The organism is Streptomyces sp. NPDC048248 (genome assembly GCF_043201875.1).
Taxonomy (GTDB): Bacteria; Actinomycetota; Actinomycetes; order Streptomycetales; family Streptomycetaceae; genus Streptomyces.
This window is the reverse complement of the sequence record NZ_JBICZL010000002.1, coordinates 559,802-584,432: the sequence shown is the minus strand read 5'-3', so window position 1 is coordinate 584,432 and position 24,631 is coordinate 559,802. Positions and strand designations below refer to the sequence as shown.

Annotated in this window: 20 protein-coding genes and 2 pseudogenes; 14 read left to right on the top strand and 8 right to left on the bottom strand. The window is 72.7% G+C overall.

The window, feature by feature from the left end; genetic code table 11:
• The first annotated feature begins 148 nt into the window (after positions 1-148).
• Together ACGFZW_RS05730 and ACGFZW_RS05725 are read left to right on the top strand one after the other, a co-directional pair.
• Complete coding sequence (locus tag ACGFZW_RS05730; protein WP_393891748.1) at positions 149-580, top strand: ATP-binding protein; 432 nt, start codon at positions 149-151, stop codon at positions 578-580.
• 240 nt (positions 581-820) lie between these two features.
• On the top strand, positions 821-2,074 hold the full coding sequence (locus ACGFZW_RS05725; protein WP_393891747.1) for an NAD(P)/FAD-dependent oxidoreductase: 1,254 nt from the start codon (positions 821-823) through the stop codon (positions 2,072-2,074).
• Positions 2,075-2,086: 12 nt separating this feature from the next.
• Here the strand turns inward: ACGFZW_RS05725 and ACGFZW_RS05720 are convergent, their stop codons facing one another.
• From ACGFZW_RS05720 to ACGFZW_RS05710, 3 genes are read right to left on the bottom strand one after another with little or no spacing between them, the layout of a single operon-like run.
• Entirely contained in the window at positions 2,087-3,592 is a 1,506-nt protein-coding gene (locus ACGFZW_RS05720; RefSeq protein ID WP_393891746.1) for a cryptochrome/photolyase family protein, read from the bottom strand.
• Positions 3,593-3,602: 10 nt separating this feature from the next.
• Positions 3,603-4,976: a cryptochrome/photolyase family protein gene (locus tag ACGFZW_RS05715; RefSeq protein ID WP_393891745.1), complete on the bottom strand. Its 1,374-nt coding sequence runs from the start codon at positions 4,974-4,976 to the stop codon at positions 3,603-3,605.
• 45 nt (positions 4,977-5,021) lie between these two features.
• On the bottom strand, positions 5,022-6,551 hold the full coding sequence (locus ACGFZW_RS05710) for an SDR family oxidoreductase (RefSeq protein ID WP_393891744.1): 1,530 nt from the start codon (positions 6,549-6,551) through the stop codon (positions 5,022-5,024).
• 218 nt (positions 6,552-6,769) lie between these two features.
• Between ACGFZW_RS05710 and ACGFZW_RS05705 the strand changes: the two genes are divergently transcribed.
• From ACGFZW_RS05705 to ACGFZW_RS05685, 5 genes are all read left to right on the top strand, one after another.
• The gene (locus ACGFZW_RS05705) at positions 6,770-7,603 is read left to right on the top strand and encodes a M55 family metallopeptidase (protein WP_393891743.1); all 834 of its coding nucleotides are present in this window, start codon (positions 6,770-6,772) and stop codon (positions 7,601-7,603) included.
• Entirely contained in the window at positions 7,596-8,930 is a 1,335-nt protein-coding gene (locus tag ACGFZW_RS05700; RefSeq protein WP_393891742.1) for a M20/M25/M40 family metallo-hydrolase, read from the top strand. The genes ACGFZW_RS05705 and ACGFZW_RS05700 overlap by 8 nt, the downstream gene beginning before the upstream one ends.
• A gap of 43 nt (positions 8,931-8,973) precedes the next feature.
• Positions 8,974-10,998 carry a S9 family peptidase gene (locus tag ACGFZW_RS05695; protein ID WP_393891741.1) on the top strand — a complete coding sequence of 675 codons (2,025 nt, stop codon included), beginning with the start codon at positions 8,974-8,976 and terminating at the stop codon, positions 10,996-10,998.
• The gene (locus ACGFZW_RS05690) at positions 10,995-11,927 is read left to right on the top strand and encodes an LD-carboxypeptidase (RefSeq protein ID WP_393891740.1); all 933 of its coding nucleotides are present in this window, start codon (positions 10,995-10,997) and stop codon (positions 11,925-11,927) included. Before ACGFZW_RS05695 ends, ACGFZW_RS05690 begins: the two co-directional genes overlap by 4 nt.
• A 243-nt stretch (positions 11,928-12,170) precedes the next feature.
• Positions 12,171-13,985: a CocE/NonD family hydrolase gene (locus ACGFZW_RS05685; RefSeq protein ID WP_393891831.1), complete on the top strand. Its 1,815-nt coding sequence runs from the start codon at positions 12,171-12,173 to the stop codon at positions 13,983-13,985.
• 237 nt (positions 13,986-14,222) lie between these two features.
• On the opposite strand, the gene ACGFZW_RS05680 is transcribed toward ACGFZW_RS05685, so the two are convergent.
• Together ACGFZW_RS05680 and ACGFZW_RS05675 are read right to left on the bottom strand one after the other, a co-directional pair.
• Positions 14,223-14,447, bottom strand: coding sequence for a ferredoxin (locus ACGFZW_RS05680; protein WP_393891739.1), 225 nt, complete (start codon positions 14,445-14,447; stop codon positions 14,223-14,225).
• A gap of 5 nt (positions 14,448-14,452) precedes the next feature.
• Positions 14,453-15,205: pseudogene (locus ACGFZW_RS05675) on the bottom strand (cytochrome P450); the annotation flags it as partial.
• On the opposite strand from ACGFZW_RS05675, the pseudogene ACGFZW_RS05670 reads away from it, so the two are divergent.
• The 5 genes and pseudogenes from ACGFZW_RS05670 to ACGFZW_RS05650 all read left to right on the top strand — a co-directional run.
• Positions 15,201-15,436: pseudogene (locus tag ACGFZW_RS05670) on the top strand (hypothetical protein); the annotation flags it as partial. The pseudogenes ACGFZW_RS05675 and ACGFZW_RS05670 overlap by 5 nt on opposite strands.
• A 90-nt stretch (positions 15,437-15,526) precedes the next feature.
• Positions 15,527-16,096, top strand: coding sequence for a GNAT family N-acetyltransferase (locus tag ACGFZW_RS05665; RefSeq protein WP_393891738.1), 570 nt, complete (start codon positions 15,527-15,529; stop codon positions 16,094-16,096).
• 32 nt (positions 16,097-16,128) lie between these two features.
• Complete coding sequence (locus ACGFZW_RS05660) at positions 16,129-16,512, top strand: glyoxalase superfamily protein (protein WP_393891737.1); 384 nt, start codon at positions 16,129-16,131, stop codon at positions 16,510-16,512.
• Positions 16,513-16,594: 82 nt separating this feature from the next.
• Positions 16,595-17,500 carry an arginase family protein gene (locus tag ACGFZW_RS05655; RefSeq protein ID WP_393891736.1) on the top strand — a complete coding sequence of 302 codons (906 nt, stop codon included), beginning with the start codon at positions 16,595-16,597 and terminating at the stop codon, positions 17,498-17,500.
• A gap of 108 nt (positions 17,501-17,608) precedes the next feature.
• Positions 17,609-19,642 (top strand): DUF5107 domain-containing protein, encoded by a 2,034-nt coding sequence (locus tag ACGFZW_RS05650; protein ID WP_393891735.1) that lies wholly within the window; start codon positions 17,609-17,611, stop codon positions 19,640-19,642.
• Positions 19,643-19,699: 57 nt separating this feature from the next.
• Here the strand turns inward: ACGFZW_RS05650 and ACGFZW_RS05645 are convergent, their stop codons facing one another.
• The gene (locus ACGFZW_RS05645; protein WP_393891734.1) at positions 19,700-21,028 is read right to left on the bottom strand and encodes an aldehyde dehydrogenase family protein; all 1,329 of its coding nucleotides are present in this window, start codon (positions 21,026-21,028) and stop codon (positions 19,700-19,702) included.
• 62 nt (positions 21,029-21,090) lie between these two features.
• Between ACGFZW_RS05645 and ACGFZW_RS05640 the strand changes: the two genes are divergently transcribed.
• On the top strand, positions 21,091-21,756 hold the full coding sequence (locus ACGFZW_RS05640; RefSeq protein ID WP_393891733.1) for a TetR/AcrR family transcriptional regulator: 666 nt from the start codon (positions 21,091-21,093) through the stop codon (positions 21,754-21,756).
• A 103-nt stretch (positions 21,757-21,859) separates the two neighbouring features.
• Positions 21,860-22,783 carry an NADP-dependent oxidoreductase gene (locus ACGFZW_RS05635; RefSeq protein WP_393891732.1) on the top strand — a complete coding sequence of 308 codons (924 nt, stop codon included), beginning with the start codon at positions 21,860-21,862 and terminating at the stop codon, positions 22,781-22,783.
• 128 nt (positions 22,784-22,911) lie between these two features.
• Here the strand turns inward: ACGFZW_RS05635 and ACGFZW_RS05630 are convergent, their stop codons facing one another.
• Both ACGFZW_RS05630 and ACGFZW_RS05625 read right to left on the bottom strand, forming a co-directional pair.
• Positions 22,912-23,265, bottom strand: a complete 354-nt coding sequence (locus tag ACGFZW_RS05630) for a VOC family protein (RefSeq protein ID WP_393891731.1) — start codon at positions 23,263-23,265, stop codon at positions 22,912-22,914.
• Between the two features lie 37 nt (positions 23,266-23,302).
• Positions 23,303-24,454, bottom strand: coding sequence for a CapA family protein (locus ACGFZW_RS05625; protein WP_393891830.1), 1,152 nt, complete (start codon positions 24,452-24,454; stop codon positions 23,303-23,305).
• Between the last annotated feature and the right edge of the window lie 177 nt (positions 24,455-24,631).

Sequence of the window (24,631 nt, the reverse complement as noted above, 5' to 3'; positions counted from 1 at the left end):
AACCGGCAGGCACCCGCTCGGTGGCAAACGAGGTCGGCATCCGCCCTTGTGTATCCGCGGACGGTCCTCCGCCTTTTCGGCCGGTGAACTCCGGGTAAGCGAGGAGTGGAATGGACGGGCCGAGGAGAGATCTGACGGGGTGAACAGCATGGACCACGGAGTGAAGGACACCGGCCGCCTCTCGCATGCGGGTCGCGCGGACGGCAACGCCGACGCGTACACCGCTCGGCCACGCCAGGCCGCGGACGCGCGCCACGCGGTAGCCGCGTTCCTCTCCGGGCTCCAGCCACCGGCTTCTTCGGAGACCACACAGAACGTGCTCCTCGTCGTCTCCGAACTGGTGACGAACGCCCTGCGGTACGCCGGAGAGGTCACGGCCCTGCGCCTGACGGCGGAGGGCGACGCGTTGCGGGTGGCCGTCGAGGACCCCAGCCCCGACCAGCCGCGCGAACGCAGCCCCGACCTGACCGGCAGCACCGGAGGGTTCGGCCTGTCCATGGTGCGCAGCCTGGCCCGTACGGTGACGGTCCGGCCGCACCCGCACGGCGGCAAGTCCGTCATCGCGGTCCTGGCCCGCTGATCGCGCCGGGGCACCCCGGAGCCGCGCCCCGCGCCGTCACCCGTCTGTCCCTATCGCCGCCGCGCCGGATCGGACGGCCGTTCGCCCAGCTCCACGCCCCGGAACCCGGTGCGCGGCGTCGGCGCCGAGCGGTCCGCGGCAGCCGCCGGCCCGGGACAACCGGAAGGATGAGGAGACGGCTCATCAGCTGCGTCCGCCGGCCCGCGCGGGCGCGCTCCCGAACGAAAGGGCGGTGCCCCGATGGCCCCGGACCGTGGCACGGTCGACGTCCTGGTGATCGGTGCGGGCCCGGCAGGTCTCGCATGCGCTCAGGACCTGCTGTCGGCCGGGCTGACGGTCCGTGTCGCGGAGGCTTCCGACGCGGTCGGGGGCCGGATGCGCACCGACCGGGTGGACGGGTTCGTCGTCGACCGCGGGTTCCAGGTGTTCAACACCTCCTATCCGCAGGTGCGAAAGCGCCTGGACCTTCGTGCGCTGCGGCTGCGTCCGTTCACCCCGGGGGTGCTGGTGCACACCGACGAGGGCAGGCTCCGCTTCACCGACCCCACCCGCGTGCCCCGCAGGGCGGCCGATCTGCTGCCGGGCAGGCTGGCACGCTCCCGCGACCTGTTCGCCCTCGGCGCTCTGTCCGCCCGCGACATGCTGGCCCCGGCCCGGCTGCTCACCCGCGGCGCGGACCGCACCACACGGACGGCGCTCGCCGCGGCCGGAGTGTCCGAGGAGTTCGTCGAGCGGTTCTTCCGCCCCTTCCTGTCGGGCGTGTTCCTGGAGGACGAACTGGAGACCTCAAGCCGTGTCTTCCACCTCGTCTGGCGCAGCATGCTGCGCGGCACCCTGTGCCTCCCGGGCGAGGGCATCGCTGCGGTGCCACGACAGCTCGCGGACCGGCTTCCCGAGGGCACCGTGCGGCTCGGCTGTCCCGTCGACCGGCTCACCGACGACGGCGCTCAGCTGTCCGACGGTGGCGGCCTCCTGAGGGCTCGCACCGTCATCGTGGCCACCGGCGCCGCCGCGGCCCGCTCCCTGCTGCCCGGCCTCCCGGTTCCCGCGCACCGCACCGTCACGACGTACTACCACGCGGCCCAGGCGTCCCCCTTGGCGGAGCCGACGCTGCTCACCGACGCGCGGCTGCGGTTCCTCAACTCCTGTGTGCTGAGCGAAGTGGTGCCCGGCTACGCGCCCGCCGGTACCTCGTTGGTGGCCACCTCGGTCCTCGGTACGGACAGCCCGGGGCAGGAGGGCGCCCTGCGTGCCGCGTTGTCCGAGGCGTACGCCGCGGACGCCTCGGGGTGGGAGCTGGTGACGGTGCGCACCATCCGTGACGCGCTGCCGGCCATGCCGCCGCCGCACCCGCTGAGCAGGCCGTCCCGGATCGGTCCTGGCCGCTACGTCTGCGGCGACCACCGGGCGACCGGGTCCGTACAGGGCGCGCTGGCCTCAGGCGCCAGGGCCGCCCGTGAAATGCTCCGCGACCTGGGCCGGCAGCCCCGCTGACCCCGCCCGCCCTCAGGGCGGCCCGTCCCCGCGGCGCTCCTCCTCGCGCAGCAGCTCCGCCAGGTCCGCCAGGCGGTCCAGGCCCCGCACCGCGCGGCGCATCCGGCCGTTGCCCTCCAGCCGAGCCCGGTGCCGGTCGAGGAAGGCCCAGTAGCCGGCCGTGTAAGGGCAGGCGTGCTCCCCGACACGTTCGGTCGGCCGGTAGGCGCACGGGCCGCACAGGTCGCTCATGCGGTGCAGGTACGCGCCCCCGGAGGTGTACGGCTTGGTGGTCATCAGGCCCCCGTCGGCGTACTGCGACATGCCGACGACGTTCGGGAGCATCACCCAGTCGTAGCCGTCGACGAAGGAGCGGTGGAACCAGTCGGTGACCTCCGCGGGGTCCCAGCCGCGCTGGAGGGCGTAGCTGCCGAGGATCATCAGGCGCGGGATGTGGTGGGTCCAGCCGGTGTCGCGGACCTGCCGCAGCACGGTGGCCAGACAGTGCGCGGTGACCGCGTCGGCGTCCAGTTCCACGAACCAGCCGGGCAGCGGCGCGTGGTGACGCAGCGCGTTGCGCCGCCGGTAGTCCGCGCCGAAGTGCCAGTACAGCTGCCAGACGTACTCACGCCAGCCGGCGATCTGCCGGATGAACCCTTCCACACTGTTGAGCGGTGCCTCGCCCGCCCGCCAGGCGGCCTCGGCGCGCTCCACGCACTCGGCCGGATCCAGCAGGCCGAGATTGAGCGAGGAGGACAGCAGGCTGTGGCTCATGACAGGGTCGTGGGTCAGCACCGCGTCCTCGTACGGCCCGAAGGCGGTCAGCCGGTGCGCGAGGAAGCGGCGCAGCGCCGCGAGGGCCTCGCGGCGGCTCGCGGGAAAGCGCCGGGGACCGTCCCGGCCGACGAAGGCGACGTCCCCGTCGCGCTCCCAGCGGTCGAGGTCCCGCCGCACCTCCTCGTCGATCGCGTCCTCACGCGGCCGGTACGGTCCGGGGACGTCGAGGGTGCGGGCGTCCCGGGGCGGTGGTTCGCGGTTGTCGTGGTCGCAGTTCCAGCGGCCGCCGGCCGGCCGGTCCCCGTCCATGAGGAGATCGTGGCCCTGCCTGACCCAGCGGTAGAAGTCCTCCTGGCGCAGTGTGTCGGTGCTCCGGGCCTCGGCCCAGGCCCGGAAGTCCTCCTGCGGCACGAGGAAGCCGCGGGCCGGCAGCACCGTGACGTTGCCGAGCGACCCGGTCAGCGCGAGCGCCGCCCGGGACGTGGGGTGATGCACCGTCACCTCGCCGTCCCCGACGGCTTCCCGCAGTCCCTCCCGGTAGGTGTCGGCACGGACGTAGCGCACCCGGTCGCCGAGCTCGGCGGCGCGGTGGCGCATCGCGCTGAGCACGAGGTGTGCCTTGGCGCGGTGGAAGCGTCGGCGCCGGAAGACCGAGCGGGCCTCGATCATCACCAGGGGAGTGTCGCGGCCCGGGCCGCCGTCCCCCGGGGCGAGGAAGTGCGGGCCGAGCTGGTCGCCGAACAGCCAGTGCGCGGTGCCCATACCTCTCTCCTCAGTCCTTGCCGCGGGCCCGTTTGAAGCGGGCCAGACCGTCGGAGAGCTCGATGAGCGGCTCGGGGTAGTCGTACGCGGCGCGCTCGGCGTCCGGCAGCTTCCACGGCTCGTGCACCGCGCGCCCCTCGATGTCCCGCAGCTCGGGCACCCAGCGGCGGACGTAGGTCCCGTCAGGGTCGAAGCGCTTGCCCTGGGTCACGGGGTTGAGGACCCGGTTGGGCCGGGTGTCGGTGCCCGTCCCGGCCACCCACTGCCAGTTGAGCTGGTTGTTGGCGAGATCGCCGTCCACCAGGAGTTCCAGGAAGTGCCGGGCGCCGATCCGCCAGTCCACGTAGAGCGTCTTCGCCAGGAAGCTCGCGGTCAGCAGCCTGCCGCGGTTGTGCATCCAGCCCTCGTGCGCCAGCTGCCGCATGGCCGCGTCGACCACCGGATAGCCCGTACGGCCCTCCTTCCACGCCGCGATCTCCTCGGCGGCCGACCGCTCGTCGCGCCAACGGTCGTGGTGGGTGCGGTAGTCGACGGCGGCCGCGGTGGGCCTGGCGGCGAGTACCTGGTGGTGGAAATCCCGCCAGCACACCTGCCGGACGAATGCCTCGGCGCCGGGGCCGCCGCTCCGGCGTGCCCGGTGGACGACCTCCACCGCGGAGAGGGTGCCGAAGTGCAGATGCGGGGAGAGCCGGGACGTCGCGTCGCCCGGCAGGTCGTCGTGCCGCTCCCCGTAGTCCGCGAGTCCGCCGCGCACCCAGGCCGAGAGGCGCGCCCGGCCCTCCTTCTCACCTCCCGCGGCGAGCCCCGCCGAAACCCCCGGGACGTCCTTGCGGGACGGCACCGGCTCCGAGGAGACGCGGTCCGGCACGCGCACTGTTCGGGGGGCGCCCAGCGGACTGCGCAGACGTTCTCGCGACCAGTGCCGGAAGTACGGCGTGAAGACCGCGAAGTGGTCCGAGGACGCCGGTGTCAGGGCGCCGGGCGGGACGGCGGTGACGACGGCGTCGTGGACGTGCAGATGCCGGCCGTCGGTCTCCAGCGCCACGCGCAGCCGTTCCTCCCTGCGGTGCGCGTAACCACTGACGCCGGCCGCCAGGTGCACCTCGTCGGCATCGGTCTCCGCGGCCACCTTGCGCACCTGCTCCACCACGTCCCCGGACCGCACGATCAGCCGGCCGCCGCGCTCGCGCAGCCCGGCGTCGAGGTCGGTCAGGCAGTCGGCGAGGAACGCCCGGCGGTTGGGCGCGGCGAAGCCGCCCGAGGCGATGGCCTCATCGCGCACGAACAGCGGCACGACCTGATCGCCTGCCTGCAGGGCCGCGCGCAGCGGGGGATGGTCGTGCAAGCGCAGATCGGAGGTGAACAGGACGACGGCGACTGTCATGGCGTCACTCCAGGGCGAGCGGTGACGTGCACGGCGGGGCGGCTCTCACGGCGGCGCCGGCTGCCGCTCCGGGTGGGCGGCCTCTTCCTCGGCGGCGGTCCTGGCGATGTTACGGGCCATACCGCCGAAGACGACGGCATGGAACGGCGAAACGCTCCACCAGTACAGATGTCCCAGCAGCCCGCGCGGATGGAAGATCGCCCGCTGCCGGTAGCGGGTCCGCCCCGAGTCGTCCTGGTCGGCGTACATCTCCAGCCACGCAAGGCCCGGGATCCGCATCTCGGCACGCAACCGCAGCAGTCTGCCGGGTTCGATCTCCTCGACGCGCCAGAAGTCGAGCGAGTCCCCGGCCCGCAGGTGCGCGGCGTCGCGGCGGCCGCGCCGCAGCCCCACTCCGCCCACCAGCCTGTCCAGCCTGCCGCGAATCGCCCACGCGAGCGGGAAGGAATACCAGCCGTTGTCCCCGCCGATGCCCTCGATGACCCGCCACAGCGCCGACGGCGAGGCGCCGACCGGCAGTTCACGCCGGTCGGTGTAGAGGCTGCCGCCCGCCCAGTCCGGGTCGGTGGGCAGCGGGTCGCTCGGCGCGCCCGGTACCGAGGCGGAGGACCACCGGGTGGTGACATTGGCCTCCCGTACCCGCTGGAGCGCAAGCGACAGCGCGGTGGCCAGGTCCACCGGTGACCCGGGCCGGTCGGGGACGTACCGGGCGATGTCGTGTTCGTGGCACACCACCTCGTGCCGCAGCGACTCCGTCAGCGGCCGGGCGATGGCCGGCGGCACGGGCGTCACCAGCCCGATCCAGTGGCTGGAGAGCCGGGGCGTGAGCACGGGGACGGGCACGATCAGCCGCCGCGGCAGTCCGGAGATCGACGCGTACTGCCGCATCATGTCCAGGTAGGTGACCACCTCGGGACCGCCGATGTCGAAGGTCCGGCTGACCTCCCGCGGCAGCTCGGCGCTGCCGACGAGATAGCGCAGCACGTCGCGGACGGCGATCGGCTGGATGTGGGTACGGACCCAGCTCGGGGTGACCATCACCGGCAGCCGCTCGGTGAGATAGCGCAGCATCTCGAAGGATGCCGATCCCGAGCCGATGATGACCGCCGCACGCAGCACGGCGGTCGGGACCCCCGACGCCAGCAGGGTTCTGCCCACCTCGGCCCGCGAGCGCAGATGCGGGGACAGGGCCCGTTCGTCGACATCCGCGGGGGTGAGCCCGCCCAGGTAGACGATCCGCCGGACGCCGGCGGCGCGCGCCTGCTCGCCGAAGACACGGGCGGACTCGCGGTCGGTCCGTTCGAAGCCCGCGCCGGTGCCGAGGGCGTGCACCAGGTAGTAGGCGATGTCGATGTCCCGCATCGCCGCGCCGACCGACGCCGCGTCCGTCACGTCGCCCCGCACCACCTCGGCCCGCCCGGCCCACGGGTGGTCCCGCAGCTTGCCCGGCGATCTGGCCAGGCACCGCACCCGGTAGCCGGCGTCCAGCAGCTCGGGCACCAGCCGGCCCCCGATGTACCCCGTCGCTCCGGTCACCAGGCAGTGCGGCCCACGTGCCGGGTCCTCGCTCGTCATGGGAGCCTCCACCTCGCGTCGTGCCGTTGTGTCCACCTTCTCCCGCGCACAACCCTTCCGCCCGTCCTCCGCCGCCGGGCGCGGCCGCGGACACGCGGGCGTGTCGCGGGCCGCGTCAGGGCCGGTCGGGGGACCGGTGTAGGCCGTCAGTGGAGTAGACCTCTGTACTTATCCACAGCCCTGTCGGGCGCGGGGCGGAACGCGTAACGTGACGCGGCATGAAGATCCTCATCTCGGCAGACATGGAGGGCGCCACCGGTGTGACCTGGCCGGCCGATGTGCTGCCCGGCACGCCGCAGTGGGAGCGCTGCCGCCATATGTTCACCTCCGACGTCAATGCGGCGATCGCCGGATTCTTCGCCGGCGGAGCCGATGAGGTGCTGGTCAACGAAGCGCACTGGACGATGCGCAATCTGCTGCTGGAGCAGCTCGACGAGCGCGCGCAGATGCTCACCGGCCGCCACAAGTCGCTGAGCATGGTCGAGGGCGTCCAGCACGGCGACGTGGACGGCATCGCCTTCGTCGGCTACCACACCGGCGCCGGCGCCGAGGGCGTCCTCGCGCACACCTACCTCGCCAATTCCCTCACCGGGGTGTGGGTCGACGGCACCCGCGCGAGCGAGGGCCTGCTCAACTCCCTCGTCGTCGCCGAGTACGGCGTGCCGGTGGTCCTGGTCACCGGCGACGACCGCACCTGCCGGGACGCCCAGGGGTACGCCCCGCAGGCACCCGCGGTGGCCGTCAAGGACTACGTCTCGCGCTACGCCGCGGTGTGCCGCCCCCCGGCCCGTACGGCGGCCGACATCCGGGCCGCTGCCCAGCAGGCGGCGTCCCTCGCGGTGCGCCACGAACCGGTCGGCGCCCGCCCCTTCCACGTCGAGATGGAGTTCGACGCGGAGCATTTGGTGGGCGCGGCGACCTGCGTGCCCGGCGTGGAGCGCACCGGAGAGCGCCGCGTCGCGTATACCAGTCAGAACATGTACGAAGCCATTCGGTGCTTCAAGGCGGTCACCACCGTCGTCTCGTCCGCCGTGGAGGAACAATATGGCTGACCTCACCGGGCCGGTCGACCAGCAGGCCCTCGACGAGGTCGTGCGGTTCACCTCCGACCTGATCCGCATCGACACCACCAACACGGGCGACGGCACCTGCCAGGAGCGCCCCGCCGCCGAGTACGTCGCGGAGCTGCTGGCCGAGGCCGGTATCGAACCGACGCTCCTGGAGCGCACCAAGGGCCGTACGAACGTCGTCGCCCGTATCCCGGGCACCGACCCCGCAGCCGACGCCCTGCTGGTCCACGGCCATCTGGACGTGGTGCCCGCGGAGCCCGCCGACTGGACCGTGCATCCCTTCTCCGGAGAGGTCAGCGACGGCGTGGTCTGGGGCCGCGGCGCCATCGACATGAAGAACATGGACGCGATGGTGCTCGCCGCCGTCCGCCGCTGGGCCCGCACCGGCGTGCGGCCCCGTCGTGACCTCGTGCTGGCCTTCACCGCCGACGAGGAGGCCAGCGCCGACGACGGCTCGGGCTTCCTCGCCGACCACCACCGCGACCTCTTCGAGGGCTGCACCGAAGGCATCAGCGAGTCCGGGGCCTACACCTTCCACGCCGGTGGCGGGATGCAGCTGTATCCCATCGCGGCGGGGGAGCGCGGCACGGCCTGGCTGAAGCTGTCCGCCCAGGGCCGCGCGGGCCACGGATCGAAGGTCAACGACGCCAACGCCGTCAGCAGGCTGGCCGCCGCGGTGGCCCGCATCGGCGCCCACGAATGGCCGGTCCGCCTCACCCCGACGGTGCGGGCCGCGCTGCGCGAACTCGCCGTGCTGCACGTCATCGATGTCGACGTCGAGGCCCCCGACTTCGACGTCGACACCCTGCTGAGCAAGCTCGGCCCGTCCGCCGAGCTGGTCCGGCCGACGATCCGCAACAGCTCCAACCCGACGATGCTGGAAGCCGGTTACAAGGTCAATGTGATCCCCGGCAGTGCCGTCGCCTATGTGGACGGCCGGGTGGTCCCCGGCGGCGAGGCGGAGTTCCGGACGACGATGGACGAACTCACCGGCCCCGACGTCGACTGGGACTACCACCACGGCGAGGTCGCCCTGCAGGCACCGGTCGACTCCCCGACCTTCGTCGCGATGCGCGATGCCGTCGAGCTGTTCGACCCGCAGGGCCATGTCGTGCCGTACTGCATGTCGGGAGGCACGGACGCCAAGCAGTTCTCCCGGCTGGGTATCGCCGGCTACGGCTTCTCGCCGCTGAAACTGCCCGAGGGCTTCGACTACCAGGCCCTTTTCCACGGCGTCGACGAGCGGGTCCCCGTCGAGGCGCTGCACTTCGGAGTCCGGGTGCTCGACCACTTCCTGCGACAGGCATGATCGCACGACCCGCCGGGCGGCCCGGCAGAGGAGGACTTCCCGCATGGTGACCACCGCCCCCTACGGAGCCTGGCCATCCCCGATAGACGCCCGGACGGTCGCCGCGCACGACGGCCGTCCGGCCTTCATCGGCGGGGTCGGTGACGAGGTCTGGTGGACCGAGCCGCGGCCCGTCGAGCGTGGCCGCCGGGCACTGGTCCGCAGGCGGCCCGACGGCACCGAGGAGGCGGTACTGCCCGCCCCGTGGGACGTCCGCAGCCGGGTGCTGGAATACGGCGGCCAGCCCTGGGCGGGCACCCTCACCGAGCGCGGACCGCTGATCGTCTTCAGCGAGTTCGCCGACCAGCGGCTGTACGCCTGCACACCCGACAGCGGTGAGCCCCCGCGCCCGCTCACCCCGCTGTCCGCCGTCGGGGGCGGTCTGCGGTGGGTCGACCCGGTCCTGCGCCCGGAGCTGGGGGAGGTGTGGTGCGTCCTGGAGGAGTTCACCGGCGACCGCCCCACCGACGTCCGCCGGGTGCTCGCCGCCGTGCCGCTCGACGGCTCCGCGGCCGAAGACCGCTGCGCCGTCCGGGAGTTGAGCGACGACCGGCACCGCTTCGTCACCGGCCCGCGGATCTCCCCGGACGGCCGGCGCGCCGCCTGGATCGCCTGGGACCATCCGCAGATGCCCTGGGACGGCACCCTCGTGATGCTCGCCGATGTCACCGCAGAGGGCGAGTTCAAGGACATCCGGCCACTGGTGGGGGATCTCGGCCCCACCTCGCCGGGCGGGGGCGAGCGGGGCGAGTCCATCGCGCAGATCGAGTGGGCCGCGGACGGCTCGCTGCTCTTCGTCTCCGACCTCAGCGGCTGGTGGCAGCTGGAGTGCATCGACCCCGCGGCGCCGCCCGGCGCGGCCGCCCGCCGCAGCCTGTGCCCCGCCCGCAAGGAGGAGTTCGGCGGCCCGCTGTGGAATGTGGGCCAGCGCTGGTTCCTGCCGCTGGACAACGGCACCCTCGCGGTCCTGCACGGCCTCGGCGACACCAGCCTGGGGGTCCTCGACCCGGTCACAGGTGACCTGGTCGACTCCGTGGGCCCCTGGACGGAATGGGCGCCCACGCTCACCGCCCACGGCAGCCGCGCCTTCGGGATCGCCGCAGGACCGCACAGCTCCTACGAGGTCGTCGAACTCGACACCTGCACCGGCCGCTCCCGGGCGATCGCCGCCCGCCACACCGACGTCGTGGACCCCGCGTACTACCCCCGCCCGCGGGCCCGCACCTTCACCGGCCCAGGCGGCCGGGACGTCCACGCCCACATCTATCCACCGCACAGCCCCGACCACACCGGCCCCGACGACGAACTCCCGCCCTTCGTGGTGTGGGTGCACGGCGGCCCCACCACCCGCGCTCCGCTGGTCCTCGACCTGGAAATCGCCTACTTCACGTCCCGCGGCATAGGTGTCGCCGAGGTCAACTACGGCGGCTCGACGGGGTACGGCCGCGAATACCGCGAGCGGCTGCGCGGTCAGTGGGGCGTCGTGGACGTCGAGGACTGCGCCGCGGTCGCCCGCGCGCTGGCCGACGAGGGCACCGCCGACGGCGCCCGGCTGGCCATCCGCGGCGGCAGCGCCGGCGGCTGGACCACCGCCGCCTCGCTGACCTCCACGGACCTCTACGCCTGCGGCACCATCAAGTACCCGATCCTGGATCTGGCGGGCTGGGCGACGGACGAGACCCATGACTTCGAGTCGCGGTATCTGGAGTCGCTTGTCGGCCCGTTCGCGGAGGTCCCCGACCGTTACCGCACCCGCTCGCCGCTGCACCGCGCGGACCGTATCGCGGCACCGTTCCTGCTCCTCCAGGGCCTGGACGATGTCATCTGCCCGCCCGCGCAGTGCGACCGGTTCCTCGCCGAGGTCGCCGGGCGCGGCATACCGCACGCCTATCTGTCCTTCGCCGGCGAAGGACACGGCTTCCGCCGGGAGGACACCATGGTCCGGGCCGTCGAGGCGGAACTCTCCCTGTACGCCCGGACGTTCTGCTTCGTCCGCGACGACGTCCCCGAGCTGGAGCTGCACACATGACGACGCCGCGGCTGATCCGTCTACCGCGGCTGCGGCCCGGCGACCAGGTGGCGGTCGTCGCGCCCAGCGGCCCGATCGCCCCGGAGCGGCTGGACTGCGGTCTGGACATCCTGCGCGGCTGGGACCTCGACCCCGTGGCCTCGCCCGGCACCCGAGGCTCCCATGACACGCTGAGCTATCTCGCCGCCTCGGACGAGGGCCGTGCCCACGAGCTCCAGCAGGCCTGGTGCGATCCGTCCGTCGCCGCGGTGTTCGCCGCGCGCGGGGGCTACGGCGCCCAGCGCATGGTCGACCTGCTGGACTGGGACGCCCTGCGCGCCGCGGCCCCCAAGCCGCTGGTCGGCTTCAGCGATGTGACGGTGCTGCACGAGGCGTTCGCGGTGCGGGCCGGAGTGTCCTCGCTGCACGGACCGGCCGTCGCAGGTGAGGTCTTCCTCAAGGACGAGGCCACCCGCGAGCATCTGCGGCGCACCCTCTTCGCGCCGGAGACGGTCCGCACCCTGGCCTCCGGGACGTCCAGGCCGCTGGTGCCGGGCCGGGCCCGCGGAGTCACCGTCGGCGGCTGTCTGGCGATGCTCGCCAGCGAGGTCGGCACCGCGCATGCCCGGCGCGGCGTCCCGGGCGGCCTGCTGCTCCTGGAGGACGTGGGGGAGCCTCCCTACCGCATCGACCGGGCGCTGACTCAGCTGTCGCGCGCCGGCTGGCTCGACGGCGTCGCCGAGATCGTCCTCGGCTCCTGGGCCCGCTGTGGCCCGTACGCCCAGGTGCGGGAGGTGCTCAGGGACCGGCTCGGCGGTCTCGGGGTGCCGGTGGTGGAGGAGTTCGGCTTCGGGCACGGCGATTCCGCTCTGACCCTGCCGCTCGGCGTCCCGGCGGAGCTGGACGCGACGGCCGGGACGCTGACGCTGGAGATCCCGGCACTGAGCTGACCGCGTGCGCGCAGGGCTGCCGGTCCGGACACGTCCACTTGAGTGACACTCCGTCATGTCTCATGAAATACACGCCGGATGCTGTGCCCATCATGGTGAGCGGCGGGGTCGGTCACTGAACTGACGTCCTAACAGCGACGCGTGTCAGAAGCGTTGACATGCGGGTTACTCGTGTCACAGCATGAGCCCGCCGTTACCGACTGGTTGGTACGACGTGTCCTTGTGGAGGTCTGCGTGCCCAGCGTGTCCCGAGCCGTCTCCCGCCCCGCACTGCGCAGGTCACTCGCCCTGCTGGCCGGGGCCGCCCTCACCGCGCCGCTGGCCCTGACCGCCGCCCCCGCGACCGCGGCCGCGCCCTATTCCGTCACCGCCCTGAAGGTGACCGTCCGCGCGGGCGACCGCAGCTGCACCGTGGACGCGGACCTCTACCGCCCGGCCGGAGTGAGTGCCGCGCACCCGGCACCCGCCGTGCTGACCACCAACGGCTTCGGTGGAAGCAAGGCGGACGGTTCGACCGATGTCACCGCCAAGTCCTTCGCCGCCCGTGGCTATGTGGCCATGGCCTACTCGGGTCTGGGCTTCGGCAAGACCGGCTGTCCGATCTCCCTGGACGACCCGACGGCCGACGGCAAGGCGGCCTCCCAGCTCCTCGACCTCCTGGCGGGCGTCCGGGCGGCGGACGACGGCACCCGGATCGACTACGTCACCAAGGACGGTGCGAGGGACCCACGGGTCGGCATGATCGGCGGGTCCTACGGCGGTGCCATCCAAATGGCGACCGCCGCCGTCGACCACCGGGTGGACGCGCTGGTCCCGCTCATCACCTGGCACGACCTGGCGTACTCCCTCGCCCCGAACAACGCCGACCGCGACAGCGCGGCACCCGGCCCGGTGCCCGGGGCGTACAAGTACCAGTGGACGAACGGCTTCTTCCTCATCGGCGAGGCCCAGGGGCTGGCGCACCCGGGTCTGGACCGCTCACGGACCGGCGGCGCCGGCTGCCTGCACTTCGTCGCGTCGGCCTGCCAGACCAAGCGGCTGCTGGACTCCGGTCGGTACCCGGCCCAGGACACCGCGACGATGCTCCGCTACGCCCGCAGCGTCTCCCCCGTCTCCTACCTCAAGTCGGTCACCGCGCCGACGCTGCTCGTCCAGGGCCAGGCCGACAGCCTGTTCAACCTCAACGAGGCCGCCGCCACCTACCGCACCCTCTCCGCCCAGGGCACCGAGACCAAGATGATCTGGCAGGCATGGGGGCACAGCGGGGGGATGAAGAAGCCGGTCGCGGGCGAACTCGACCTCAAGCAGGGGAATCTGGAGACCAGCTACGTCGGACGGCGGATCCTCGCGTGGTTCGACCGCTATCTGCACCGCAGGACGGACACCGACACGGGGCCCGCCTTCGCCTACCACCAGGACTGGGCGCCCGAGGGCTCCAGCTACGCGACCGCCTCCGGCTATCCCACGAGCGGCAGTCAGCGGCTGTACCTCTCCGGTGACGGCAAGCTCGTCGACAATCAGACGAAGGTGGCGCGCGGCAGCCGGCACTACCGCAACCTCCCGGTGGCCAGCAGCCACTCGGAGAGTTCGCTGGCCGGGCTGCTCGGTATGCCGGACACCGCGCCGTTCGACGGTGCGGGCACCCACCTGGCGTGGACGTCCGAGCCGGTGACGGGCGGGCCGGCCGATCTTGTGGGAACCCCGAAGGTGACGCTCAAGGTCTCCTCGCCCGCGGCCGAACGGACGCAGAACTCCTCGGACGCGGCCGACAAGCTGGTGCTGTTCGCCAAGCTCTACGACGTCGCGCCGGACGGCCGCAAGACACTGGTGCACCGGCTGGTGGCCCCGGCCAGGGTGCCCGATGTGACGCGGAGCTTCACCGTGGAACTCCCGGGCATCGTGCACCGCTACCAGCCGGGGCACCGGCTGCGTTTCGTCGTCGCCGCGAGCGACTCCGCCTACACGGGCAACCGCGGTATCAAGCCGGTGACGATCACCAGTGCCCCCGGCGACACCGGGGTGCTCGAACTGCCCGTCCTGCGGGGGCATGTGGGCTAGGGGCGTCCGCGAAGTCCCGTCGTCCGCCCGTAGGGCGGGGTCCGCGGCGTCTGGTGCACTGCGCTCGTTGCACTCGCTCCGTCTCGGCTCGGAGTCGCCTTCGGAGGCCGAGCGCGGTCGCAAGGCGGAGGGTCGTCCTCGTAGTGGGTCCACGTGGGCGATCCCGACAACGCAGCGAGCGTGCGTGCCAGGCGTCGCGGGCCAGGCGGGACCTTGCGGACACGCCCCAGGTCCCGGTCAGCCGTCCGCGACCTCGATGGCCCCCACCGGGCACGCGCGGGCGGCTTCCCGCAACAGCGGGTCGCCCGCGCCGTCCTCCCGGCCGGGCAGCACCGTGCCGAAACCGTCGTCGTCCTGGGTGAAGACCCGGGGCGCGGTCAGGGCGCACTGACCGGCGCCGATACAGATGTCCTGGTCGACGGTGATCCGCACGCCGGACTCCTTTCCCGATGCTGTCGTCATCCGGTTCACCAGGCCAGTGGCAGTTCGATCATGCCCTGCAGGGTGTCCCCGGGGTTGATGGGGAGGTCGCCGGCCGGTACGGCCAGCCGCAGCCCCGGGATCCTCGTGAAGAGGGAACGCAGCGCGATCTCCAGCTCCGCCCGCGCGAGGTTCTGGCCCAGGCACTGATGGACACCGAATCCGAAGGCCACATGGTGACGGGCTGCACGGCCCAGGTCCAGGGTGCCCGGGGCCGGGTAGACGGTGTCGTCGCGGTTGATCAGGGAGGCCGGGAAGATCACGCCCTCGCCCGCCCTGATGGTCTGCCCGCCCCACTCGATGTCCTCCTTCGCCACCCGCAGGATGGCGTCGAGGATCGACAGGAAGCGCAGCAGCTCCTCCACCGCGGTGGGCATCAGGTCATCCCGGGAGCGCAACTGCGCCAGCTGCTCGGGGTGTTCCAGCAGCGTGAGGGTGCTCAGCGAGATCATGTTGGCGGTGGTATCATGGCCGGCGACCAGCAGGATCATGGCCATCCGGGTCAGCTCGTCGTGCTCCAGCGTGCCGGCTCGCAGCCGGTCCTCGATCAGGTCGCCCAGCAGCCCGTCGCCCGGATCCTTCTCCTTCCGGGCGATCAGACCGGTGAAGTAGGTCTCCAGATTCTGGCGGGCGGACTCCGCCTCCTCGCCGGTACGGCCGCGCAGGATGCGGTGGGACTGTTCCTCGAAGATCTCGTGATCGGCGTACGGCACGCCGAGGAGCGAGCAGAAGCAGCTGGACTTCCGTGCCTCGATCCTGGTCGCGGACGGCCGTGTCACGCTCGGCACGGTCGTGCGTACCCACCGCCTGAGCGGTCGGCTCTACTTCGCGCCGTACGCCTCGTCCACCCCTTCATGGCCCGGACGATGCTGCGCAGGACCCACCGCCGCCGCGCACTCTCCGCCCCCGCGGCGGGGGAGCGGGAGTGGCGGCGGACGAGGAGCGATGGGCCGCTCGATCCGGCCCGGTGACGCCGCGTCAGCGGTTCAGCGGCGCCCGACGAGCGGCGCCGTGGGAGACCTGCCTGGCCAGGCGTTCGCCCGCCTTCGTAGGATCTGCCGATGACGACCAACCCTCGCCCTCTCGCGCGCGGACCCCGTGTGGCGCTCCTGCCCTTCACCGCCGACGACCAGCGGGAGTTCACCGCGCTGGCCCGGGAGAGCAGGTCCCTGCACCACCCGTGGCTGTTCCCGCCGGAGACCCCCGCCGCGTACGACAGTTACCTGCGCAGGCTGGCGGAACCGGTACGCGAGGGCTTCCTCTTCCGGGAGCACGCCGACGGCCGGATCGCGGGATTCCTGACGATCAACAACATCGTGCACGGCGCGTTCCGGTGCGGTGCGATCGGCTACGGCGCCTTCGCGCACGCGGGCGGGCGCGGGCTGATGGCCGAAGGGCTCCGGCTGGTGCTGCGCCACGCCTTCGACGAGATGGGCCTGCACCGGCTGGAGGCCAACATCCAGCCCGCCAACGCCCGGTCGATCGCCCTGGTCGAGAGCGCCGGCTTCCGGCTGGAAGGGTTCTCACCGGACTTCCTCTTCGTGGACGGCGCGTGGCGTGACCACGAACGCTGGGCGATCACCAGCGAGATGGTGCCCGCGGAAGGTGCGCACGGGGCGGGGAAGGAGTGACCCGTGCGGCGCCGACCGGGCAGAGTGGGATCATGGGAATCGTCTTCCGCCGTACCGTGCCCGTCTTCCGCATCTTCGACCTGGCCACAGCGCACGCGTTCTACCTCGGCTATCTCGGCTGCACCGTCGACTGGGAGCACCGCTACGAGCCCGGCATGCCGCTCTACACCCAGATCTCGCGCGACGGCCTGGTCCTGCATCTGTCCGAGCACCACGGCGACGCGACGCCCGGCTCGACCGTCTACCTGGAGCTGAGCGGGGTACGCGACCTGCACGCCGAGCTGGCCGGCAAGGACTACCCCAACCTCCGGCCCGGTCTGGAGGAGGACGGGACGGGCACGTCGCTCACCCTGACCGACCCGTTCGGCAACCGGCTGCGCTTCCACGAGCGACACCAGGACGAGCTAGAGTCCTAGAGCGGTCCGCAGGGCGCGTCCGCACAGTCCCGACTGGCGCAAAGCCAACGGCCGTGCGCACCGGGCCCGTTACGATCCCGGCATGCGCCGCACCGTACTCATCGACGCTCCCTCCAACCTGGGACTGCGCCCGCCCGCGCCCGGCGCCGTCCCCGGCTGCTACAAGCTGGCCGGCGCCCTGCGCGACCAGGGGCTGCTACGGCGGCTCGGCGCCCAGGAGGGGGGAGTGGTGGTGCCGCCGCGCTACGACCTCGGGCAGTGGCAAGAGGGCGAAGGCGACTTCCACGCCGACGCCATCGCCGGCTACACCCGAAGGCTCGCCGAGCGCGTCGAGAAGCATGTACGCGACGGCGCGTTCCCGGTGCTGCTCGGCGGTGACTGCAGCATCCTGCTCGGCGCCGTCCTCGCGCTGCGCCGGCTGGGGCGCTACGGCGTGGCGTATCTCGACGGCCACGGCGACTTCCGCCACCCCGGCAACACCGAGGTGGCCGGACCGGTGGGAGCCGCCGCCGGTGAGGGCGTCGCGCAGATCACCGGGCGCGGACAGGCCGACCTGACGGACATCGACGGACTGCGGCCCTACGTACGGGACACGGACATCAGCGTCCTCGGCATCCGCGACGCCGACGAGGACCAGCCGGAGCTGACCGGCCTCGGCATCCGCCACGCCCCGGTCGGCGTGATCCGCCGCCGCGGAGCGGGGACGGTGGCGCGCGAGGCGCTCCGCCGCCTCCAGCACCCCCCGCTCGACGGATTCTGGCTCCACCTCGACGCCGATGTCCTGGACCCCTCCGTCATGCCGGCCGTCGACAGCCCCGACCCCGACGGCCTCCGCACGGACGAACTCCGGGCCCTGCTCGGCCCCCTGGCCGCCTCGCCGCGGTGCGTCGGCGTCGACGTCACCATCTACGACCCGGACCGCGACCCCGAAGGAGCAGGTGCGGCGCTGCTCGCCGACCTCCTGGAGAGCGTCTTTGCGCAACCCTGACCTCACCCGTGCGCCACACGCCCTGTGCAGACCGGCCCCGACGATGTTCCATGGTCAACAGGCGGCCACCGCAGCAGAGGTGGCCCGGTCCAACCTTGCGAGGCAGCCGTGGCCACGAGTGTGCGACGCACCACCTTGACCCTTCCCGCAGCGCCGATCGGCCCCGACAACCCCTTGCCCGCCCTGCGCGCCTCCGAAGACCTGCACCGCATCCGCATCCCCGAGGACGCCGGGCTGCCCGCCGACATGGCGCGCCAGATCGGCTACCGGCCGCTGCGCACGATCCTGCCGACGCGAATGCGCGACGGCTACGGCCGCCACCGCGTCGGCACCGATGTCGAGGCGCTCGTCATCGAGAACGAACGGCTGCGCGCCACCGTGCTGCCGGGCCTCGGTGGCCGGGTGTACTCCCTGCACCACAAGCCCACCGACCGCGAACTGCTCTACCGCAACCCCGTTCTGCAGCCCGCCAACTTCGCCCTCAACGGTGCCTGGTTCTCCGGCGGCATCGAGTGGAACATCGGTGCCACGGGCCACACCACCCTCGCCTGTGCACCGCTGCACGCCGCCCGGGTCCCGGCCCCGGACGGCGGCGAGATGCTCCGCCTGTGGGAGTGGGAACGACTGCGCGACCTGCCCTTCCAGGTGGACCTCTGGCTGCCCGAGGGCTCGGACTTCCTGTACGTCGGCGTCCGCATCCGCAATCCGCACCACCACACCGCGCCCGTCTACTGGTGGTCCAACATCGCCGTTCCCGAAGCCGAGGGAACCCGTGTCGTCGCCCCTGCCGACGAGGCGTGGCACTTCGGCTACGAGCACACTCTGCGCCGGGTTCCCTCCCCGGAGTTCAACGGCGCCGACCGCAGCTACCCGCTGCGCAGCGACGTCCCCGCCGACTACTTCTACGAGGTCCCCGACGGCGCCCGCCGCTGGATCACCTCGCTCGACGAGGGCGGCAGCGGCCTGGTGCAGACCTCCACCGACGCGCTCCGCGGGCGCAAGCTCTTCGTCTGGGGTGCCCAGCGGGCCGGGCGGCGCTGGCAGGGCTGGCTCACCGAGCCGGGAACCGGCGGGTACGCCGAGATCCAGGCGGGTCTGGCCCGTACCCAGCTGGAGCATGTGGAGCTCGACGGCGGCGGCGAGTTCAGCTGGCTGGAGGCGTACGGGCCGCTGTCCGCAGATCCTGCGGCGGTGCACGGCGACGACTGGAGCGCGGCCCGCGGCGAGGTCGCGGCCCGGCTGGAGACGGTCCTGCCGCGGGCCGATGTCGAGGCCGCCCACGCCGCCTGGCGGCCGTACGCCGATGCCGAACCGAAGGAGCAGCTCGCCACCGGCTCCGGCTGGGGCGCGCTCGAAGTCGCGCGGGCCGGCCACGACTTGCCCGGTACGCCCTTCGAAGCGGACACCATGGGCGAGGAACAGCAGCCGTGGCTGACCCTCCTCACCTCCGGCGACCTGCCCGCCGAGGCTCCAACGCCCGGCGCCACGCAGGTCGCCCCGGCCTGGCGCGATCTGCTGGAGTCGGCCCGGCCCGGCCCGGCGACCGACTACCACCTCGGCCTCGCCCAGTGGCACGCCGGTGACCGCGCGCAGGCCGTCCGCAGCTGGGAGCGTGCACTGTCGCACGGCGCGGGCTGCCTGCCGCTGTACTGCCTGGCGGTGGCCGAGTGGGAAGCGGGCGACACGGCGCGGGCAGCCGACCGCTTCGCGGAGGCGTTCGCCTGCGCCGACCGGGCCGCGCACTCCGTCACGCCCGGCCCGTCCGCCCGGGTCTGGCGAGCGGCCCTGCCCGCCCTCGCCAGGGAGGCGGTCCCGGCGCTGCTCGCGGCGAGGCGGAGCGAGGAGGCGGCGGACCTCCTCGATCGGCTGCCCGAGGAGGTGTCGGCCGACGGCCGGTTCCGGTTGCTGGCCGCCCAGGTGCTGCTCGACCGGGGACGGACCGCCGAGGCCCGCGAGATCTTCGACGCGGGCGTGGAGATCGCCGATCTGCGGGAGGGCGACGAGACGTTGAGCGACACCTGGTACGCCATCGCGGAACGCCTGGTGGCCGGTGCAGGGCCGGTCACCGACGAGGTACGCGCCACGGCCCGTGCCGAGCACCCGCTGCCGGAGCGGTACGAGTACCGGATGCGGCCGGTGTGACGACTGCCGCGTGACCGGCCGGGTCGACGGGGCCCCGCGGTCCCGGCCGGGCCTGCGTCAGGCCGACGGCTTGTCCAGCACGGCCTTGCTGTGGCTGAAGGTGTCGAGGGAGTACTCGCCGTGGTAGCGGCCCATCCCGCTCTCGCCGACGCCGCCGAACGGCAGGTCCGGCGCGGTGAGATGGGCCACCGGCAGGCCGAAGGTGAGCGCGCCGGAGGAGGTTTCGGTCAGCAGCCGGTGCTTGGTGTCGTCGGACGCGGTGAACGCGTACAGCGCGAGCGGCTTGTCGCGCTCGTTGATGAACGCGATCGCCGCGTCCAGGTCGGGCACCGGCACGATCGGCAGGATCGGGCCGAAGATCTCCTCCCGCATCACCGGGGCGTCGGGGGCGACATCGGCGAGCACGGTGGGTGCCAGATAGCGCTTGGCGCGGTCGTGGGTACCGCCGACGACCGTGCGGCCGCTGTCGAGCAGGGCGGTCAGCCGGTCGAAGTGCCGCTCGTTGACGATCCGTCCGTACTCCGGGGCGGCAGCCGGGTCGGCGCCGAACCGTTCACGTACGGCCTCGTCGAGGTGCTGCTCCAGGCCCTCGGCGGTGTCGCCGACGGCCAGGACGTAGTCGGGTGCGACGCAGGTCTGGCCGGCGTTGAGGAACTTTCCGGACACGATCCGCTGTGCTGCCGCGGCCAGGTCGGTGCCGAGGTCGACGACGGTCGGGCTCTTGCCGCCCAGTTCGAGAGTGACCGGCGTCAGGTGCTTGGCGGCGGCCGCCATCACGATCCGCCCGACGGTGCCGTTGCCGGTGTAGAAGACGTGGTCGAACCGCTGCTCCAGCAGTGCGGTGGTCTCCGGTACGGCGCCCTCGACGACGGCCACCGCCTCGCCGTCCAGATGGCGCGGCAGCAGCCGGGCGAGGGCGGCGGAGGTGGCGGGGGCGAGTTCACTGGGCTTGACGACGGCGCAGTTGCCCGCGGCCAGCGCCCCGACCAGCGGGGCGAGTGCCAGCTGCAGCGGGTAGTTCCAGGGGGCGATCACCAGGACGACGCCGAGGGGCTCGCGGACGACATGGCCGGTGGCCGGCAGCAGCCGCTCGGGGAGGTCCGCGGGCCGGGAGGCCAGCCAGTCGTCGAGATGGGCGAGGGTGTGCTCGATCTCGTTGATCGTGAAGCCGACCTCGGTGCGGTAGGCCTCCTTGGGGCCCTTGCCCAGGTCCTCGTGGAGCGCCGCGACGAGGTCGTCGGTGTGCTCGGTGAGCAGGGTGCGCAGCGCCTCGAGCTGTCCGCGCCGCCAGGCCGTCGACCTGGTGCGGTGGGTGGCGAAGGTGGCGCGGAGCCGGGCCACGACGGCGGCGGCGTCCAGGGGAGTGGTGGGGGTGAGAGGTGCCATGCCCCCGAGGCTACATGAAACGAAAATGTTTCGTTTCGTATTGAAGTGGCTAGACTCCCCGTGTGGCCGAACGCACCGAGAGCAACGACACCGCGACCGCCGAGCGGCAGCCCGCCCGCGGCCGGCCGCGCGACGCCGGCCGTGACCGGGCCCTGCTGGAGGCCACCGTGCAGGTCCTCCAGGAGAGCGGCTACGGCGGGCTGACCACCGCGGCGGTGGCCAAGCGGGCCGGGGTGTCCACCGCGACGCTCTACCGCCGCTGGCGCTCCAAGGAGGACCTGGTCGTGGGCACCGCCGTCCGCTGGGCGGCCGACCTCGGCCCGCAGCCGGACACCGGAAGCCTCGAAGGCGACCTCGCGGCACTGCTGCGGGACAAGGCCGACACACTGGAAGGGCCGGGCGGCCGGCTCCTGCATGTGCTGATCGGGGAGGCCGCGCACAACGAGGCGCTGGCCCGGGTCCTGGACACCGCCATCGTCCAGCCCGTCCGCGACCGTGCGGCCACCGTGGTCCGGCGCGCGGTCGCCCGCGGCGACATCCCGCCGCTGGACGACGCGCATGTCCTCGCCGACCTCGTCGTCGGCTCGATGGTCAGCCGTCTCTTCCTCACCCCGGACGCCCGGTCACCGGAGTCCCGCGCCCCCTCGTCCGGGGAGGCGATGGCACGGGAGCTGCTCCCGTTCCTGCTGCGCGCCCTGGGCGCGTCCACCGCTGTCGACGGGGGATGAACCTCCAACGCACCCGCCCGGCCGCCGTGCTGACGCGTACGCCATTCGGTGACCGTCCCGGCCGTGAGGGAATGTTCCCGAGTCGTCACTCGTTGTCACGATCATGAAGGCGATCATCACCAACAGCTATGGCGGACCCGAGGTCCTCGAATACACCGATCAGCCGGACCCGAAGGTGGCTCCCGACGCGGTCCTGGTCCGGGTGAAGACGGCCGGCGTCAATCCCGTGGACTGGAAGATCGTCGCGGGCTATCTGGACGCGATGATGCACATGCACTTCCCCCTCATCCCCGGCTGGGACGTCGCGGGCGTGGTCGAGGCGGTCGGTGTGGATGCCACCGAGTACGCGGTGGGCGACGAGGTTATGGGCTACGTCCGCAAGGACGAGGTCCAGCACGGCACGTTCGCGGAGCTGGTCTCCGCGCCGGTCCGCACCCTCGCGCGCAAGCCGGTCGCGCTCAGCTGGCAGCAGGCGGCGGGCCTGCCGCTCGCCGGACTCACCGCCTATCAGGCGCTCAAGAGGGTCGGCACCCGGCAGGGCGAGACGGTCCTGGCGCACGCCGCCGCGGGCGGCGTCGGATCGCTCGCGGTGCAGATCGCGGTGGCCCAGGGGGCTCGCGTCATCGGCACGGCCAGTGAGCGCAACCACGAGTTCCTGAGGTCCCTCGGCGCCGAGCCGGTGAGTTACGGCGACGGCCTCGCCGCTCGGGTGCGGGAGATGGCCCCCGAAGGGGTGGACGTGGCGGTCGACTTCGTCGGCGGCGGCGCCGTGGACGTCTCGCAGGAGGTCCTCAAGGACCGCACCCGGGTGGCGTCCGTCGCGGACGGCGAGGTCAAGGCGAAGGGCGGGCACATGGTGTGGGTCCGCCCCGACAGCGCGGATCTGACCGCGCTCGGCGACCTCGCGGAGGCCGGCAAGCTCACCGTGCCGGTCGACGCGACGTTCCCCCTGTCCGAGGCGGCGGAGGCATTCCGCCGCAACATGGCGGGCCGCACCCGCGGCAAGATCGTCCTGGACGTGTCCTGACCAGCGGCCGGTGGGCCCGCCGTTGCCGAGAGGCAGGCGACTCGGCCGCTTGAGGAGAGCGGCCGAGTCGCGCGGCGAGCCACTGCGCCCGGCGTCGACACGGCGGGGCGCCGCGGGGGGAGTTGCTTTCAGGCGTCCTGCCGCCGGTCGACATACTCGAAGACCGAGCCGTCAGGGTGGCGGGCCACCAGGTTGCGGCCGATGGGGGTGGACAGCGGGCCCGCGATGATGTCCGCGCCGACCGCCGACAGATCGGCGACCGCCTCGTCCACGTCCTTGACGGCGAGGGTCGCCGTGATCTTCCGCAGTACCGACAACTCCGCCTCGGGGCCGCTCATCAGGAAGAAGCACCCGACGGCAGCCACCGCGACGCCGCCGCGCTGGAAGCGGACCGCCTCGGCGCCGGTCAGCCGTTCGTAGACGCCGACCGCGGCATCGAGATCGCTGACGCACACCCGCAATGAGGTCCCCAGAATGTCCATGCGGGCAAGCCTAGTTGGCGTGCCTCGGGGAGCGCGATCACTTGGACATGATCAGACCGTCCTTCGCCGCGCCCCGGGAGAGCACGATGTCCCGGATACTGTCGCGGGCCGCGGTGTAGTCCGCCCGGCCGGGCTCCCGGGCCAGGGCGTCGGCGAGGTTCACCACCCGGAAGCGGTCCTTGAGATCGGTGAGCTGGGGTATGAACTCGGCTTTGCTGACGGGCCAGCGGTCACCGGGCCGGGCCGGGCGGGCGAAGGTGAAGCGGGCCATCGAGCTCTGGTTGCCGCGCCCGTCGACCACGTCCGGCGGGTTGTACATATAGCCCGCCAGCTGGTCGCCCATGCCGTAGACGACCCAGGTGCCGTTGACCTTCTCGTAGGCCTGCGGGACATGTGCGTGGGTGCCGAGGATCAGGTCGATGTCGGGTCGTCCCCCGGTGCGAGAGGCGGTCAGGGCGCGCGCCAGGGTGCGCTGCTGCTCGTCCGGCTCCTGCTGCCATTCGGTGCCCCAGTGGACGCTGACCACGACGACATCCGCTCCGGCCGCACGGGCGGACCGGGCATCCGCGATGATCTTCTTCTGGTCGATCAGATTGACCGCCCACGGCTGTCCTTGGGGCAGCGGTATGCCGTTGGTGGCGTAGGTGTAGGACAGCTGCGCGACCTTGGCGGGACCGGCCTGCATCAGCGGTATTCGGTGGGCTTCGGCGGCGGAGCGGGCCGAGCCGGCGTGACGCAGCCCCGCGGCGTCCATCGCGCCGAGCGTGCGCCGCACTCCGTCCGCGCCGTCGTCGAGGGTGTGGTTGGAGGCGGTGGAGCAGGAGTCGTAGCCGGTGTGCTTGAGGGCGGCGGCGACCTGCGGCGGAGACTTGAAGGCGGGGTAGCCCGTGAACGGCCCGCCGTCCTTGCCGTACACCGTCTCCATATGGCATATCGCCAGGTCGGCGCGGCTGACCACCGGCCTGACCCCGGCGAGCATGGGGCGGAAGTCGTGGCCGTCGCCGCCGGCGTCCGCTTGGGACTGCTTGATTATCTCGGTGTGCGGGAGGACGTCCCCGGTGGCCAGGAGGGTGAAGCCGGGCCCTTTGGCGGCCCGGGCGACATGCGGCGGTGCCGGGTCCGAGGAGCGTGCGGGACCGGCGGACTGCTGCGTTCCGCAGCCCGCCGCGAGCAGGGTGAGTGCCGCCATCGCGGCCAGTCGCTGTTGAGTCACGACTGACCTATACCGGGATAAATAGGATTATATGCCGGACGGGGGAGAGGGTTGGGGGGGGCCTGGTGGGGCGGGACCCCCCCCCCGCCCGCCAGGTGGCGCGGGGGGGGGGACGCGCGGGGGTCCCCGGGCCACGCGTGCGGCCGGGATGAA

What these genes read in the sequence shown, in the direction of transcription:
- ACGFZW_RS05725 (WP_393891747.1), top strand. Translation starts at nt 821, where the DNA reads ATGGCCCCGGACCGTGGCACGGTCGACGTCCTGGTGATCGGTGCGGGC.
- ACGFZW_RS05625 (WP_393891830.1), bottom strand. Translation starts at nt 24,454, where the DNA reads ATGGCGGCACTCACCCTGCTCGCGGCGGGCTGCGGAACGCAGCAGTCC.
- ACGFZW_RS05695 (WP_393891741.1), top strand. Translation starts at nt 8,974, where the DNA reads ATGGTGACCACCGCCCCCTACGGAGCCTGGCCATCCCCGATAGACGCC.
- ACGFZW_RS05660 (WP_393891737.1), top strand. Translation starts at nt 16,129, where the DNA reads ATGGGAATCGTCTTCCGCCGTACCGTGCCCGTCTTCCGCATCTTCGAC.
- ACGFZW_RS05635 (WP_393891732.1), top strand. Translation starts at nt 21,860, where the DNA reads ATGAAGGCGATCATCACCAACAGCTATGGCGGACCCGAGGTCCTCGAA.
- ACGFZW_RS05630 (WP_393891731.1), bottom strand. Translation starts at nt 23,265, where the DNA reads ATGGACATTCTGGGGACCTCATTGCGGGTGTGCGTCAGCGATCTCGAT.
- ACGFZW_RS05705 (WP_393891743.1), top strand. Translation starts at nt 6,770, where the DNA reads ATGAAGATCCTCATCTCGGCAGACATGGAGGGCGCCACCGGTGTGACC.
- ACGFZW_RS05700 (WP_393891742.1), top strand. Translation starts at nt 7,596, where the DNA reads ATGGCTGACCTCACCGGGCCGGTCGACCAGCAGGCCCTCGACGAGGTC.
- ACGFZW_RS05690 (WP_393891740.1), top strand. Translation starts at nt 10,995, where the DNA reads ATGACGACGCCGCGGCTGATCCGTCTACCGCGGCTGCGGCCCGGCGAC.
- ACGFZW_RS05730 (WP_393891748.1), top strand. Translation starts at nt 149, where the DNA reads ATGGACCACGGAGTGAAGGACACCGGCCGCCTCTCGCATGCGGGTCGC.
- ACGFZW_RS05680 (WP_393891739.1), bottom strand. Translation starts at nt 14,447, where the DNA reads ATGACGACAGCATCGGGAAAGGAGTCCGGCGTGCGGATCACCGTCGAC.
- ACGFZW_RS05655 (WP_393891736.1), top strand. Translation starts at nt 16,595, where the DNA reads ATGCGCCGCACCGTACTCATCGACGCTCCCTCCAACCTGGGACTGCGC.
- ACGFZW_RS05710 (WP_393891744.1), bottom strand. Translation starts at nt 6,551, where the DNA reads ATGACGAGCGAGGACCCGGCACGTGGGCCGCACTGCCTGGTGACCGGA.
- ACGFZW_RS05715 (WP_393891745.1), bottom strand. Translation starts at nt 4,976, where the DNA reads ATGACAGTCGCCGTCGTCCTGTTCACCTCCGATCTGCGCTTGCACGAC.
- ACGFZW_RS05720 (WP_393891746.1), bottom strand. Translation starts at nt 3,592, where the DNA reads ATGGGCACCGCGCACTGGCTGTTCGGCGACCAGCTCGGCCCGCACTTC.
- ACGFZW_RS05665 (WP_393891738.1), top strand. Translation starts at nt 15,527, where the DNA reads ATGACGACCAACCCTCGCCCTCTCGCGCGCGGACCCCGTGTGGCGCTC.
- ACGFZW_RS05645 (WP_393891734.1), bottom strand. Translation starts at nt 21,028, where the DNA reads ATGGCACCTCTCACCCCCACCACTCCCCTGGACGCCGCCGCCGTCGTG.